Origin of the sequence: Georgenia sp. AZ-5 (assembly GCF_043952095.1) — a bacterium.
Taxonomy (GTDB): domain Bacteria; phylum Actinomycetota; class Actinomycetes; order Actinomycetales; family Actinomycetaceae; genus Georgenia.
Map to the genome: position 1 here is coordinate 4314190 of NZ_JBINOU010000001.1, position 13513 is coordinate 4327702.

Annotated in this window: 15 protein-coding genes and 1 pseudogene; 7 read left to right on the plus strand and 9 right to left on the minus strand. The window is 72.7% G+C overall.

Features of this window, described 5'->3' with window-relative positions; translation table 11 throughout:
- Positions 1-22 precede the first annotated feature (22 nt).
- On the plus strand, positions 23-1390 hold the full coding sequence (locus tag ACF0H8_RS19980) for a catalase (protein WP_395290939.1): 1368 nt from the start codon (positions 23-25) through the stop codon (positions 1388-1390).
- Positions 1391-1501: 111 nt separating this feature from the next.
- Here the strand turns inward: ACF0H8_RS19980 and ACF0H8_RS19985 are convergent, their stop codons facing one another.
- Together ACF0H8_RS19985 and ACF0H8_RS19990 are read right to left on the minus strand one after the other, a co-directional pair.
- Positions 1502-2236, minus strand: a complete 735-nt coding sequence (locus ACF0H8_RS19985) for a TSUP family transporter (protein WP_395290592.1) — start codon at positions 2234-2236, stop codon at positions 1502-1504.
- Positions 2237-2463: 227 nt separating this feature from the next.
- Positions 2464-3927: an NCS2 family permease gene (locus tag ACF0H8_RS19990; protein ID WP_395290593.1), complete on the minus strand. Its 1464-nt coding sequence runs from the start codon at positions 3925-3927 to the stop codon at positions 2464-2466.
- Positions 3928-4011: 84 nt separating this feature from the next.
- On the opposite strand from ACF0H8_RS19990, the gene ACF0H8_RS19995 reads away from it, so the two are divergent.
- The 3 genes from ACF0H8_RS19995 (at position 4012) to ACF0H8_RS20005 (ending at position 6731) form a co-directional block, all read left to right on the plus strand.
- A complete protein-coding gene (locus ACF0H8_RS19995) occupies positions 4012-4293 on the plus strand; it encodes a DUF2530 domain-containing protein (protein WP_395290594.1) in 282 nt (93 codons plus the stop codon).
- Between the two features lie 66 nt (positions 4294-4359).
- Entirely contained in the window at positions 4360-5043 is a 684-nt protein-coding gene (locus ACF0H8_RS20000) for a hypothetical protein (protein ID WP_395290595.1), read from the plus strand.
- A gap of 170 nt (positions 5044-5213) precedes the next feature.
- On the plus strand, positions 5214-6731 hold the full coding sequence (locus tag ACF0H8_RS20005; RefSeq protein WP_395290596.1) for a S8 family peptidase: 1518 nt from the start codon (positions 5214-5216) through the stop codon (positions 6729-6731).
- Between the two features lie 152 nt (positions 6732-6883).
- Here the strand turns inward: ACF0H8_RS20005 and ACF0H8_RS20010 are convergent, their stop codons facing one another.
- Positions 6884-7174 carry a hypothetical protein gene (locus ACF0H8_RS20010; RefSeq protein ID WP_395290597.1) on the minus strand — a complete coding sequence of 97 codons (291 nt, stop codon included), beginning with the start codon at positions 7172-7174 and terminating at the stop codon, positions 6884-6886.
- 52 nt (positions 7175-7226) lie between these two features.
- The gene (locus ACF0H8_RS20015; RefSeq protein WP_395290598.1) at positions 7227-8468 is read right to left on the minus strand and encodes an MFS transporter; all 1242 of its coding nucleotides are present in this window, start codon (positions 8466-8468) and stop codon (positions 7227-7229) included.
- Positions 8469-8730: 262 nt separating this feature from the next.
- On the opposite strand from ACF0H8_RS20015, the pseudogene ACF0H8_RS20020 reads away from it, so the two are divergent.
- Positions 8731-9102: pseudogene (locus tag ACF0H8_RS20020) on the plus strand (response regulator transcription factor); the annotation flags it as partial.
- Entirely contained in the window at positions 9091-9684 is a 594-nt protein-coding gene (locus ACF0H8_RS20025; protein ID WP_395290940.1) for a winged helix-turn-helix domain-containing protein, read from the plus strand. The pseudogene ACF0H8_RS20020 and the gene ACF0H8_RS20025, both read left to right, overlap by 12 nt.
- Here the strand turns inward: ACF0H8_RS20025 and ACF0H8_RS20030 are convergent.
- On the minus strand, positions 9635-10018 hold the full coding sequence (locus ACF0H8_RS20030; RefSeq protein ID WP_395290599.1) for a hypothetical protein: 384 nt from the start codon (positions 10016-10018) through the stop codon (positions 9635-9637). The genes ACF0H8_RS20025 and ACF0H8_RS20030 overlap by 50 nt on opposite strands.
- 279 nt (positions 10019-10297) lie before the next feature.
- Here ACF0H8_RS20030 and ACF0H8_RS20035 point away from each other — a divergent pair, with 279 nt between their 5' ends.
- Positions 10298-11059: a response regulator transcription factor gene (locus ACF0H8_RS20035; protein WP_395290600.1), complete on the plus strand. Its 762-nt coding sequence runs from the start codon at positions 10298-10300 to the stop codon at positions 11057-11059.
- Between the two features lie 40 nt (positions 11060-11099).
- Here the strand turns inward: ACF0H8_RS20035 and ACF0H8_RS20040 are convergent, their stop codons facing one another.
- The 4 genes from ACF0H8_RS20040 to ACF0H8_RS20055 are packed head-to-tail and all read right to left on the minus strand — an operon-like array spanning position 11100 to position 13465.
- Positions 11100-11831, minus strand: a complete 732-nt coding sequence (locus tag ACF0H8_RS20040; RefSeq protein WP_395290601.1) for a signal peptidase I — start codon at positions 11829-11831, stop codon at positions 11100-11102.
- Positions 11831-12868, minus strand: a complete 1038-nt coding sequence (locus tag ACF0H8_RS20045; protein ID WP_395290602.1) for a hypothetical protein — start codon at positions 12866-12868, stop codon at positions 11831-11833. The genes ACF0H8_RS20040 and ACF0H8_RS20045 overlap by 1 nt, the downstream gene beginning before the upstream one ends.
- Positions 12865-13362: a hypothetical protein gene (locus ACF0H8_RS20050; RefSeq protein WP_395290603.1), complete on the minus strand. Its 498-nt coding sequence runs from the start codon at positions 13360-13362 to the stop codon at positions 12865-12867. Before ACF0H8_RS20050 ends, ACF0H8_RS20045 begins: the two co-directional genes overlap by 4 nt.
- Complete coding sequence (locus ACF0H8_RS20055; protein ID WP_395290604.1) at positions 13334-13465, minus strand: hypothetical protein; 132 nt, start codon at positions 13463-13465, stop codon at positions 13334-13336. Before ACF0H8_RS20055 ends, ACF0H8_RS20050 begins: the two co-directional genes overlap by 29 nt.
- Between the last annotated feature and the right edge of the window lie 48 nt (positions 13466-13513).

Here is a 13513-nt window from a genome sequence, read left to right on the forward strand (position 1 = left end):
GGAGGCCGGCAAGCGCACCCCGCTGGCCGTGCGCTTCTCCACCGTGATCGGCGGCCGGGACTCCTCCGAGACGGCGCGCGACCCGCGCGGATTCGCGGTGAAGTTCTACACCGAGGACGGCAACTGGGACATGGTGGGGAACAACCTCGGGGTGTTCTTCATCCGTGACGCGATCAAGTTCCCCGACGTCATCCACTCCCTCAAGCCGGACCCCGTCACCTTCCGGCAGGACCCCGCGCGGATCTTCGACTTCATGTCCCAGACGCCGGAGTCGATGCACATGCTCGTCAACCTCTTCTCCCCGCGCGGCATCCCGGCGACCTACCGCCACCAGCAGGGCTTCGGCGTCAACACCTACCGGTGGGTCAACGCCGAGGGCGTCACCCACCTGGTCAAGTACCACTGGATGCCCCACCAGGGGGTGCGCTCCCTGACCGAGGAGGACGCCGCGGCGATCCAGGCGCACGACACCGGGCACGCCTCGCTGGACCTGCACGAGGCGATCGAGCGCGGGGACTACCCGAAGTGGGACCTGCTCGTGCAGCTCATGACCGACGAGGAGCACCCCGAGCTGAACTTCGACCCCCTCGACGACACCAAGGTGTGGCCGGAGAACGAGTTCCCGCCGAAGAAGGTCGGCACGATGGTGCTCGACCGCAACATCTCCGACCACCACACCGAGAACGAGCAGATCGCGTTCGGCACCGGCGTGCTGGTGGACGGCCTGGAGTTCTCCGACGACAAGATGCTGGTCGGCCGGACCTTCTCCTACTCCGACACCCAGCGCTACCGGGTGGGCCCGAACTACCTCCAGCTCCCGGTCAACGCCCCGAAGGTGCCGGTGCGCACCAACCAGCGCGACGGGCAGATGGCGTTCTACCAGGACCCCACCGGCAACCCGCACATCAACTACGAGCCGAGCCACGACGGCGGGCTGGTCGAGTCCGACATCCACGACCGGAACGAGCAGATCGGCCCGGAGCTACGTGGCCGCCTGGTGCGCGACCAGGTCGAGCGGACGAACGACTACGAGCAGGCCGGCCAGCGCTTCCTGCTGATGCAGCAGTGGGAGCAGGACGACCTCGTGAAGAATCTTATCGCCAACATCGGGCAGGCCTCCCGAGGCGTGCAGGAGCGCATGGTGTGGCACTTCTTCATGTGCGAGGACGAGCTCGGCCGGCGCGTCGGCGAGGGCCTGGGCATCGCAGCCGACGACGTCCGCCACCTCGAGCCGCTGCCGCACCAGCGGCTGACCGACGCCGAGCTCGAGCGGGCCCGGAACCTCGGCCGGAACGGCCCGCGGGACGTCGCCGGGCTGCAGATGACCCACTGCGTGCCGAACGAGCGCGGGCTCGAGCCCGAGACCGAGGTGGCCGAGCAGCTGGTCTGACCCGCCCGGCCTCACGACGCCGGCCGCCCCGGACACGGCCGGGGCGGCCGGCTGCGTCGGGCAGGGCCGAGCCGGCACTGCGCCGAGGCGCGGCGCCATCGCGGTCGTGCGTCAGAGCGCGGCGACGCCGTCGACCACCGTCCAGACAGAGCCCAGGGCGGCCAGGGCGGTGATGAGGCGGCCCAGGACGGCGGCCGGGAGCCGGCGCGTCACCGTGCCGCCGAGCCCGACCCCGATGATCATGGCGACTGCGATCGCGGCCCAGCCCGACCACGCCAGGTCGGGCCAGGCGCCCGGATCCGCGAGGACCTTGGCGGCCACCGTGACGGCGCCGGTGGTGGCGAAGTAGGGCTGCAGGGTGGCCGCGAACCCGATGTGGTCCCAGCGTGTGAGGGTGCGCAGCACAGCCATGGGCGGGCCGCCGATCCCCGCGAGCGCCGAGGTGAGCCCCGAGACCCCGCCCGCCGTCGCGACCGCGCCAGTGGTGCGGGGCATGCTGCGGGTGCGGGCCACCACCGAGGACACGCCCAGCGCCAGCAGCACGACCACCCCGACGACGATCTGCGCCCACGTCGCCGGGAGCCGCGCGGCGAGCAGGGCGCCGGCGGCGACCCCGAGGAGCGAGGACGGCATGAGCCGCCAGTAGGTGCCCCACTCCACGTCCGCCCACACGCGAGCCAGCACGAGCAGCGAGGTGACGAGCCCCAGGAGGTTGACCATGAGCACGCCCGACGCGGGGCCGAGGGCCACCACGATGAACGGCGCCGCCACCAGCGCCAGGCCCATGCCGGTGGCGCGCTGCGCCAGCGAGCCGGCCAGGACGGCCCCGAGCAACGCGGCGGTCACGGGCGGTCCTGACTGGGCACCAGCGGATGGTATCGCTTGCCGTTTCCCGCGCCCGGCTGCGGCGGTGCCGACCCTGGCGCGCCCGTGCACACCGCTGACGCCACGCGGCGGCGAGGCGTCCGTCGAGGCCGGGCGACGCGGGCGCCCCGGCCGGGACGGTGAGTAGCCGGGAACGGAAGGGCCCCGCCTGCCGCAGCCGGCAGACGGGGCCCTCAGGATCGGTCGGGTCAGATGCCCAGCGCGGCCTGGATCGGGCCGAGGGCGAAGTAGACGACGAACAGGGCCGAGACGACCCACATCAGCCAGTGCACCTGCCGGGCCCCGCCCTTGCGCGCCGCCATGACCACCACGTAGGCGATGAAGCCCGCGCCGATGCCGGCCGTGATCGAGTAGGCGAACGGCATCATCACGATGGTCAGGAACGCGGGGATGGCGATGGCGGCGTCGCGCCACGGGATCTCCGTGACCTGCATGATCATGAGGAACCCGACGATGACCAGGGCCGGGCTGGCGGCCTCGAACGGGACGAACGCCACGAGCGGCGAGAACAACATGGCCACGAGGAAGGCGACGCCGGTGACGATCGCGGCGAGGCCGGTCCGCGCGCCGGAGCCGACGCCGGTCGCGGACTCGATGTAGCTGGTGTTGGAGGAGACACCCGCGGCGCCACCGGCGGCGGCGGCGATGGAGTCGACCACGAGGATGCGGCGGGTGTGCGGGGGGTTGCCGTCCTCGTCCAGCAGATCAGCCTCGGCGCCGATGGCGACCATGGTGCCCATCGTGTCGAAGAAGTCCGCGAGCATGATGGAGAAGATCAGCAGGATGGCGGCGATCGGCCCGAGCTTCTCGAACGCGCCGAAGAGGGAGAACTGCCCCAGCGTGCTGAAGTCGGGCAGCTGGACAGGCGAGCCGGTCAGCGCGGGCGCGCTCAGCGCCCAGCCGGCCGGATTGTCCTCGCTTCTGGTGCCCACGTTCGCCACTGCCTCGATGATCGCGGCGAGCACGGAGGAGGCGACGATGCCGATGAGGATGGCGCCGCGGACCTTGCGCACCATGAGCACGGCGGTGAGCAGGAGGCCGACGACGAAGACGAGCGCAGGCCAACCGGCCAGCGAACCGTTGATGCCCAGCTGCAGCGGCGTGCCCCCCGGGCGCACGATGCCGGCGTTGACCAGGCCGACGAGCGCGATGAACAGGCCGATCCCCACGGAGATCGCAACCTTCAGGACGTGCGGCACGGCCTTGAAGACGGCCTCGCGCAGGCCGGTAAGGACGAGGACGAGGATGACGAGGCCCTCGAGCACCACCAGGCCCATGCCGTCCGCCCACGTCATGCCGGGGATCTGGACGACGGTGAAGGCCAGCAGGGCGTTGATACCCATGCCGGCGGCCAGCGCGAGGGGGTAGTTCGCGGCCGCCCCCATGAGGATCGTCGTGAGGCCTGCGACGAGTGCGGTGGCCGCCGCGATGGCGGCCGCGTTGGCCTGGTCGCCGCCGCCGAGGAAGCCCCCGGTGGAGTCCGGCATGGAGAGGATCCCGGCGTTGACCACGAGGATGTAGGCCATCGCGAAGAAGGTGGCGAGGCCGCCGCGGACCTCCGCGCCGACCGTCGAGCCACGCTCGGTGAGGCGGAAGAAGCGGTCTAGGCCGCTTCGGGACGTGGGGGGCGCGCTCGGCGCAGCGTTGCTCACGTTGGGGAATCGTCTCACACGCGCCGGTCCCGATGCTCGGACGTCCAGCAACGGGCGCGCGGGCCGCGGCCCTACGATCGGGACATGCCCAACATCCACCTGTTCGAGCGGCGGCCCGCCCCGCCGCCGGCGAAGGTCAACGCCGTGACGCTGACGGTCACCGGCACGCTGGTCTGGGCGGTGGCCACCGTGGTCGTCGCGGTCCTGGTGGCACAGGGCCGGGTGCGCGCAGACCTGCTGGACGTGTGCTTCGCGGGGCTGGCGATGGGGGCCCTGGCGATCGCCTGGGGCTACGTCCACGAGTTCCGGGCGCGCCGCCGTGCCGCATCCTCCCCGGCATCCCCAGCGGACCGGCCCTCCGCCTGAGGACGCGCGCGCTGTCGGACTGACCGGTCCCTACCCCCTGTGAGGAGCGGCACAGGGGAGCGGCACATGCCCTCCTTCGGCATCTCGATCTTCGTCCCGCTCATCCCGGCGATCCTCATGATCGCGGCGACCATCGCCAACGTCTGGCTCACCGAGGGCACCACCGCTCACCAGTGGGTGAACTTCTTCGGTTCCTCGCCCGTGGCCGTCACGGTGGCCATGTTCGCGGCTTTCTACTTCTTCGCCATCCGCCCCGGCCGCGGCGTCGCCGGCGCCATGAACGGCTTCGCCGAGGGCGTCAAGGCCATCGCCATGGTCGTGCTGATCATCGGCGCGGGCGGCGCGCTCAAGCAGGTCATCATCGACACCGGCATCGGCGACTACATCGGCTCGCTGACGAGCGCCACGTCCATCTCGCCGTACATCATGGCGTGGCTGATCACGGTGCTCATCCGCCTGGCCACCGGCCAGGGCGTGGTCTCGGCCATGACTGCCGCCGGCATCATCGCTGCCGCCCTCATGGACCCGGCCACCGGCCAGCTCGTCGGTGTCGACCCGGCGCTGCTCGTGCTTGCCACCGCCGCCGGGTCCAACACCCTCACCCACGTCAACGACGCGTCGTTCTGGCTGTTCAAGGGCTATTTCGACCCCTCGGTCAAGGACACGCTGAAGACCTGGGGTCTGCTCGAGCTGTGCAACTCCATCGTCGGCCTGGCGATGGTCATGCTCATCAGCGTGCTCGTCGGCTGACGGGCGCCAGCTGCGAGGCCGGAGCGCGACAACCACCGGAGGGCCGGGCTCCCCGCCCGGCCCTCCGGCGTCGCCGCCCCGCAATATGGTCGGAATGTGGCGTCCGTTACACTCCTCGGCACCCGCACATTGTGGTGCGGAGACGACCGTTTTCTATCCGGGGGAATCTCTTGTCTCATCGATCGGCTCATCGCCGCCTGGGCGCGCTCGGCGCCGCGGCCACGTGCCTGCTCACCGCCTCGTTCTTCGCCGGCCCCGCTGCGGCGGCGCCGCTCGACGAGCCCGCGTCCACGCCCGTGCCCGTGGCCACGCCGGACGGCGTGCTCATGAGCTATGTCGTCAACGCCAAGGCGGCGACGCCGGGACAGACCCGCCTCGTGGAGGCGGCCGTGCGCGACGCCGAGGGCGTCGTCGTGCAGTCCTGGCCGCAGATCGGGGTCGTCGTCGCGCACTCCACCAACGGCTCCTTCGGCTCCGACGTCGTGGCGGCCGGGGGCAACGCCGTGCACTCCGTCGGCACGACCCGCACCGCCCCGGTCTCCGAGGGCACCCCGGAGATCGGCGATGCCCCGCCCGCCCCGGGTTCGCGGGGCGCCGCGGAGTACAAGAAGGCGCAGGGCCAGCCGCAGCTGGGCGGCTTCTCCCCCGGGGAGGTCTTCGACGTCGCGCCCGCTGCCGACCCCCGCGAGGCGGAGCAGTGGAACATGGCGCAGATCAACGCCGACGACGCCCACGCCATCACCGACGGCGCCCGCAGCGTCCTGGTCGGCGTCCTCGACAGCGGCGTGGAGTCGACCCACCCCGACCTGGCGCCCAACCTCGACCTCGACACCTCGGTCAGCTGCGTGGACGGGGGCCGGCCGGACACCACCCCGGGCGCCTCCGAGCCCACCACCAGCGCCCACGGCACCCACGTCGCCGGCACCATCGCCGCGGCGCGCAACGGCGTCGGCATCGTCGGCGTCGCCCCCAACGTGGAGATCGCCTCCGTCAAAGTGGTCAACGACGACGGGTACATCTACCCCGAGTACGCCATCTGCGGCTTCGTGTGGGCCGCCGAGCACGGCATGGACGTGACCAACAACAGCTACTACGTCGACCCCTTCGAGTTCTGGTGCGACGACCAGCCCGAGCAGGCCCCCGCCAAGGAGGCCGTCCGCCGGGCCGTCGCGTACTCGGAGAAGAAGGGCGTCGTCAGCGTGGCGGCGGCCGGCAACAGCGCCTACGACCTGGCCAACAAGACGACCAACGCCTCCAGCCCGAACGACTCCACCGCCGTCGACCGCGTGATCAACAGCGGCTGCCACGACCTGCCGACGGAGCTTCCCGGCGTGGTCACCGTCTCCTCCACCACCCAGACCGAGCAGCTGTCCTCGTTCTCCAACCGCGGCCTCGGCGTCATCGACGTCGCCGCCCCGGGCTCCTCCATCCTGTCCACGTACACGGGCGGCGCCTACGCCAGGATGAGCGGCACCTCGATGGCCTCCCCCCACGTCGCCGGCGTGGCGGCGCTCCTGAAGTCGGCCCATCCCGAGGCCACGCCCGCGCAGATCGTGACCATGCTGCGTGAGCAGGCCGACGACCACGAGTGCACCACCACCACGCGCGGTGCCGCGTGCGTGGGCACGACCGACGACAACAGCTACTACGGCGAGGGCATCGTCGACGCGCTCGACGCCGTGGGCTGATACCGCCTGCGCCCGCCCGGGGCCGCGTCCGCAAGGGCGCGGCCCCGACCCTTCTCCTCCCCCGGCACGCGCGTCGGGGGAGAAGAATCGTGGTCGCGCACCAGCCGCCAGGATAGATCCGGCTGAACGCGCGCCGCCGGGATGCGCCCGGGTCAGCGCACACGCCGCCAGCGGCTGCCGGCGCGGCACTCCAGCCGCGCCTGACCGGCCGTCGCGCGCCGGCGGACGGCAGCCGTGACCCGGGCGGCCACGTGGTCGGCGTCGCCGTCGTCGTCGGCCGCGAAACGCACCCGCACCAGGGCTTCTCCCCGCACGATCGCGACGTCCCGGGCCTCCACCGTCATGAGCGCGCCCGCCGCGTCGGCCGCCGCGGGCAGCACGCCCTCCGGCGCGACGCCGGCGCGCAGGTTCCCGACCGGGACGGTCACCCGGTAGGAAGGCACGCCGCCCCCTCCCGTGCGAAGAACCCGTCCCGCACGCGCGCGCCACCGTCGCTCACGGGATCAGCCCAGCCCGCCGCCGGGTGCGCCTGCTCGCGTGCACCGACCAGCGGGGCACCCAGCGGGCGAGGGCGCCCGCGGCGGCGAACCCGGAGACCGCGGCCACCCAGATGCCGGCCGCGAGCGAGCCGAGCGCCGCGCCGGCGGAGACCACGAGCGGCCCCAGCGCCCCGCCGCTGTCCTGCAGCACGCGCCACATGCCGAGGAACCGCGCGCGCCCCTCGCGCGGCGAGACGTCGGCACCGAGCGTCATGAGGATGCCGGAGCTCATGCCGTTGCCGAGCCCGAGGACGGCCGCGACCACCGCCATGCCCCCCACGGTGCTGGTCAGCGGCAGCAGCACCAGCGCCGCCCCCATCACGAGCATCGACGGGATGCCGATCCACAGCCGGCCCAGCCGGTCCATCACCTTGCCCGCCGGGTAGAACAGCAGCATGTCCACCGCCCCGGCGACGCCGAAGATGACCGAGGTGACCGCCGGGTCGAGGTCCAGGTGCTCGCCCCACAGGGGCAGGACGGTCTGGCGTGCGCCGCGCACGGCCCCCACGAGCAGCACGGCGATGCCGAGGGAGGTGAGAAGGCGCCGGTGCTCGCGCAGCACCTGGGCCATGGAGGGGCCCGGGCTCGCCTTGCGCGCGGCCCGCCGGGCGGCGCGCCGTTCCCGCACGGTGCCGTCGGTCCCGCCGGTGCCGTCCCGCGAGAGCATCACGGTCACCGTGGCGGCCGCCGCGGTGCCGACACCCAGCAGGTAGGCACCGCGCACGCTCCCGCCGTGGATCACGGCAGCGCCGACGAACGGACCGAGGAACTGGCCGATGCGGTGGACGCCGGCCAGGGTGGACAGGACGCGGGCCCGCCGCAGCGGCGGCGTCACCTCGGTGAGGTAGGAGTGCCGGGCGAGGTTGAAGACGGCGGAGGCAGCGCCCGTGGCGAGGACGGCGACCGCGAGCAGGGCGAGGTCGTCCGCCGCGGCGGCACCGGCGAAGGCCAGGGCGGCCACGCCGCCGGCCATGATCATCGCCCGGCGGTCCCCCACCCGGGCCGCCAGGGCACCGGCCGGCAGGTCAGCCAGGATCTGCCCGAGCGGCAGGAGCGCGGCCACGACGCCGGCGACGGCCAGGCTGGCGCCCAGCCCCACCGCCGTGGGCGCGATGATCGGCAGCATCGCCCCCACGCCGATCTCGAAGACCAGCGAGGGCACGAGGGCCGCGAGAACGACGGTCCGGAACGGGAACATGGGGCCAACGTCGGTCTCACGGCGGGAGGGTGGCGGCATTCCGCCGATTTTACGGCGCACACGCGCCGGGCTCGGCGCAACGGGTCGCCGTGGCCGCGAGCAAAGGGGAAGTCTCAGTGGAGGGTGGCGGCGAGGACGGAGCCGGGCGATTCGGCGGCGTGCCGAGTCCGCGCTGCGCAACAATTCAGGTCCGCACGTCGCTGCAGGTCAGCGCGTTGAAATGGCGGTAATTCGCCCCTGGCTGGAGTAGTGTCCCGCGTCGATGGACGAGATATGCGAGGACCGCACCGCCGTCGTCATCGAGGACGATGACGACATCCGCGGGCTGCTCGGGTCCGTGCTGGGCCAGGCCGGTTTCACGGTGCACGCGGCGCCGACCGGGAGCGCCGGCGTCGAGCTGGTCCGCGAGCACGACCCCCTCGTGACGACGCTGGACCTCTCGTTGCCGGACATCGACGGCTTCGAGGTGGCCCGCCGCCTCCGGACCTTCTCGGTGACGTACCTCGTCATGCTCACCTCGCACACCGAGGAGATCGACGCCCTCATGGGTCTCGAGCTGGGCGCGGACGACTACATGACCAAGCCGTTCCGCGCGCGCGAGCTGCGGGCACGGGTCGAGGCCATGCTGCGCCGCCCGCGGCACCTGGTTCCGGCCGCACCCGCCGGTGCCGCGCCCCCGGGGCCGCCCTTCTTGCCCGTCGCCGCCCCCTCGGCCACGACCGCCGTCGCGGCCGGCACCGTCGCGGGCGCGCCCGCGGCACCCAGCCCCAGACGCGCAAGGGCGACGCCCGCGGCGGTCGCGGCCGATGTCCCAGGCGCGTCGGACGTCGGCGGCGTGGCGACCAGCGTGGTGGCGCCCGCGCCCCACCCCTCAGCCGTGCCGGGGCCCGCCGTGCTCACGCACCGGGGGCTCCAGCTGCACGTCGCGGCCCACCGGGCGGTGCTCGACGGCGCAGAGCTCCACCTGACGCCGAGCGAGTTCAGCCTGCTCGCCGCCCTCCTCGGCTCGCCCCGGCGTGTCGTCAGCAAGGCCGAGCTGAGCCGTCACCTCTGGGGCGAGGGCGTCGCGACGAGCTCCGCGCTGGGCGACGCGGAACGGCGCACCGTCGAGGTCCACATCGCCAACCTGCGGCGCAAGCTCTCCGACGACGCGAGCGACCCACGGTTCATCGAGACGGTGCGCGGAGTCGGCTACCGTCTCGCGTGGAGGCGTTGAGCAGGTCGCTCAGCTCACGCGTGGTCGCCGCCGCGAGCTGCATGATCTCGGGCAGCGCGGAGCGAGCGGGCGCATAGCGCCCGGCGCGTACCGCCGGCTCGATCTCCGCCACCGCCGTCGCCAGCGCGCGGGCGCCGACCAGCTCGCTGGCACTGCGCAGCCCGCGCAGCGCGATGACCGCGCGGTTGGAGTCGAACGCCGCGAGGGCGGCGCGCAGGTGGTACACCCGTTCCTCGAGGGTGGCGAGATAGCTTGCTCCCAACGCGCCTGCCCGCTCCGCTCCGAGCTCTTCGTTCAGGGCACGCACCACGGCGCTGTCGACGATTGCGTCCATGGGCGCATCCCTCCTGCTGAGCGGGCACGGCGCCCGGCGACGGCGCCGTCCTGGATTTGGCTGACGGGCACAGCCCACCACCCGCTCCTCGCGGCGATGGGGGTGAGGACGGGTGATCGCCGGATGATTCAGAGGCACACCACTCCAAAAAAACCGCGACAGGGGGTGAGTGCGGGGTGAGTTGTGCAGGCGCACGGTGGGGGCTGATGGCCCCACCCGTTGGACCGCCGTACGGCCGTCGGTCCGCCGTTATGCGGACGGAGCCCTTATCTTTTGGGCATGAGCGAGCTCGGCGAGCGCCGCACGGCCGTCGTCATCGAGGACGACGAGGACATCCGTGAGCTCCTGGTGACCGTCCTGGGGCAGGGCGGGTTCGAGGTGCACGCCACCGGCACCGGCACCGCCGACGTTGCCCTCGTCCGGGAGCACGCGCCCTCGGTGACCACGCTGGACGTCTCGCTGCCGGACATCGACGGCTTCGAGGTCGCCCGCCGCGTCCGCACCTTCTCGCCGACGTACATCGTGATGCTCACTGCCCGCGCCGAGGAGATCGACACCCTCATGGGGCTGGAGGCGGGCGCGGACGACTACATCACCAAGCCGTTCCGGCCGCGAGAGCTGCGCGCGCGCATCTCGGCGATGCTGCGCCGTCCGCGCCTGGTCACCGGTGCTGAGGGCCCGGCGGACGTGGCGGGGCCCACCAGGGCGGCGGTCAGAATGCTCGCGCACAACGGCCTGCAGATGGACGTCGACGCCCGCCTCGTCGACCTCGACGGGATGCCGGTCCGCCTGACGCGGAGCGAGTTCGAGCTGCTCGCCGCCTTGCTCTGCGAGCCGCACCGCGTCCTCACCAAGGCTGAGCTCGTCAGGGCGCTGTGGAACGAGGAGTTCTCCACCGGCGCGGATGTCAGCGACGCCGACAAGCGCTCGGTGGAGGTGCACGTGGCGAACCTGCGCCGCAAGCTCGGCGAGGACGCGACCCGGCCCCGCCTCATCGAGACGGTCAGAGGCGTGGGCTACCGGCTGACGCCGTCATGCTGAGCTCGGCCTCTCCGGCGGCTGGCGGGCCCGGGTGGTTGCCTCACGCCGCGCCACGGTCGACGTGTCGAGACTCCTGGTGGTGCCCGCCTCCAGGAGCCACCGGGGCGGGCTCGTGGACGACCCGGCTCCGCACGGCCACCGTGAGAGTCGGCCGAGCAGTGACGGGAGTACGAGCGATGTCGCTCAGGTGGGCAGCCCCCTGAGCCACAGCGCCCGCTCCGGCGGTCAGGGGGACGCTCGGCCCGGGACGCCGTGCACGGAGGGCGCCTCCGAGCTGGACCGCGGCATACGCGAACAGCGCCGCAGCGGCCACCGTCACGCCGACGTCCTTCTGCGAGCCCGTGAGCGCGGTGGCCGCGTAGCCGGCGTACGGCACGTGGTACCGCATCACGCCACGGATCTGCGTGGCCGTGAGTGTCCAGGCATCGACCGCGTCGTTGGCGTCGCCCTGCGTGGTGAACCAGACGCTCCCGTCCGCCCCCTGGGACTTCGTGACGATGCGGTGGGTGACGAGTGTCGGATCGTCGGGGTACGGCATGAACGTGATCACGTCACCGACGACGAGCCGGGCCGCGTCGGCCTCCCCGTCGACGGTCTCCACCACCACCTGGCTCCCGGTGGGGACCGTCGGCTCCATCGACCCGGTCAGCACCGTCAGCGGCACCCAGCCGGTGAGCCGGGGGACGGCGATGAGGGCGACGGCGAGCAGGAGCACCCCGGCGAGCACCAGCCACAGGACGGCGTTGCCCAGGCGTCGGGTGATCGAGCGCATCACTTCGTCCCTCCACCGGGATGCGGATCGGCGACCACGCCGCCGCACTCCACGTGTCCCGACGCGCCGTTGTCCCCGACGAAGGTGAACACCTCGGCGCTGTCGTTGTACGTGCCCCCGTCGGTGTAGGCGCGAACCTTGACGTGGGCGATCGCGCCGTCGAACGTGCCCGGACGGATGGTGGCGGAGCGCGCCTCCGCGGGCAGGGTGTGCCCCGCCGGCCACTCGAGGTCCTTTCCGACCGGGTCGGCGAACTTGTCGATCGACACCCAGGCACTCCCGTCCCACCGCAGCAGGTCCCACGCGACGGGCGCCGCCTCGCCGCTCCAGGTCCACGACACGGCCGCGACCTTCTCGTTGGCTGTGGTGATGACGCACCCGCGCGGGCTCGGGGGCCTGACCACTGGCGCAGGCTCGGGCTCCGGCTGTCGCGGAACCTGGTACTCCACCACCCAGGTGGTGCTGGCCGTCCAGGTGGCCGGGGCGGGCGTGACGGCAGCCAGCGTCGTCTCCACGGTCAACGTCTTTCCGCCGTAGGACCGCTGCAGCTCGTCGCCCGGCGTCATGTGCAGACACAAGGTCGCGGCCTCGCGCGGGGCGAGTCCCACCCCCTGTGTGCCTCTCTGCGGGCGGATCTCCAGGCCCTGCTCGTCCGTGGCCACCGACCAGGTGGCCGACGGGGCGGTGCAAGAGCCGTTCTTCGCCGCCGAGTAGCTGATGCCCGTCCCGGGGAGGGAACTCCCCACGTCCGATCCGTTGTCGGTGACGACGACGCCGGCGGGCCTGAAGATCGCTGTCGCCGCCGTCGCGGTCGTCGATACGGTCGCGGATCCAGTCGCGACCGGATCGACCCTGAGGTCGAACGAGTCCATCGTGACGGCGGCCACCGGGACGGCAACCTCCGCGCGCCATGCCGCCGCTGTGCCGCCCGACGGGCTCAGCGAGATGGCGAGTGCGCCGGCCGCGGCGACCAGGAGTGCCGTGCGTCCGACCCGCCGAGGAGCGCTGGGTCGGCTGGAGGAGGGCTTGTCGTTCATTCTTGCGTCAGCGTCCACAGGATCGTCCCGGCCCGAAGTGCCTGGCCCTGGAGCTCGGTCCCCCACCGGCCGTCAGCCGGAGCTGCGGGGATCGTCGTCGTGATGGTGGCCGTCACCACCTGCTGGTCATGGACCGCCGACACCACCCACGCACCGGCCGAGCCGGGTGTGTCGGCCGGGTGGAGGTCGCAGCTGCAGCGGACCTGCACGGTCGTCGCCTCACGCGCGAGGGCCGCCAGCCGCTCGGAGCCGGCATCCGCGCCGAACATCTGGCTCGTGTCGAGCGCGAGCACGGCCGTCAGGCTGTCACCCGCGAGCTCGAGCTCGACCGGCACGGTGAAGGTGAGGACGTCCCGTGGCACGAGCCTCTCGGCGCTCAGCGAGCCTGTGACGTCCCGGCTCTCCACGCGGGCGCCGATGTGCCGGTCGAGCGTGACGGACGTGGGGAGCTGGACCAGGCCGAGCTCACCGCCGGTGATCCGTGAGGCGGGCACCGGTGCTGGCGTCGGACCACAGGGCGTAGGAGCCCGCATTGCCGCTGAGGAGGACGACGGCGAGCGCCGCTGCCGCGAGGGCGCGCGCGGCGAGCCTGGTCATGCTGTCACTTCCATCCGTGCTTCCGCTCCGTCCGGCGGGGCTGTCGCT

Excerpts from the sequence above, each read along its gene's own strand:
- ACF0H8_RS19995 (WP_395290594.1), top strand. The coding sequence starts at position 4,012 with ATGCCCAACATCCACCTGTTCGAGCGGCGGCCCGCCCCGCCGCCGGCG.
- ACF0H8_RS20000 (WP_395290595.1), top strand. The coding sequence starts at position 4,360 with ATGCCCTCCTTCGGCATCTCGATCTTCGTCCCGCTCATCCCGGCGATC.
- ACF0H8_RS20015 (WP_395290598.1), bottom strand. The coding sequence starts at position 8,468 with ATGTTCCCGTTCCGGACCGTCGTTCTCGCGGCCCTCGTGCCCTCGCTG.
- ACF0H8_RS20025 (WP_395290940.1), top strand. The coding sequence starts at position 9,091 with ATGCTGCGCCGCCCGCGGCACCTGGTTCCGGCCGCACCCGCCGGTGCC.
- ACF0H8_RS20030 (WP_395290599.1), bottom strand. The coding sequence starts at position 10,018 with ATGGACGCAATCGTCGACAGCGCCGTGGTGCGTGCCCTGAACGAAGAG.
- ACF0H8_RS20035 (WP_395290600.1), top strand. The coding sequence starts at position 10,298 with ATGAGCGAGCTCGGCGAGCGCCGCACGGCCGTCGTCATCGAGGACGAC.
- ACF0H8_RS20040 (WP_395290601.1), bottom strand. The coding sequence starts at position 11,831 with ATGCGCTCGATCACCCGACGCCTGGGCAACGCCGTCCTGTGGCTGGTG.
- ACF0H8_RS20045 (WP_395290602.1), bottom strand. The coding sequence starts at position 12,868 with ATGAACGACAAGCCCTCCTCCAGCCGACCCAGCGCTCCTCGGCGGGTC.
- ACF0H8_RS20055 (WP_395290604.1), bottom strand. The coding sequence starts at position 13,465 with ATGACCAGGCTCGCCGCGCGCGCCCTCGCGGCAGCGGCGCTCGCCGTC.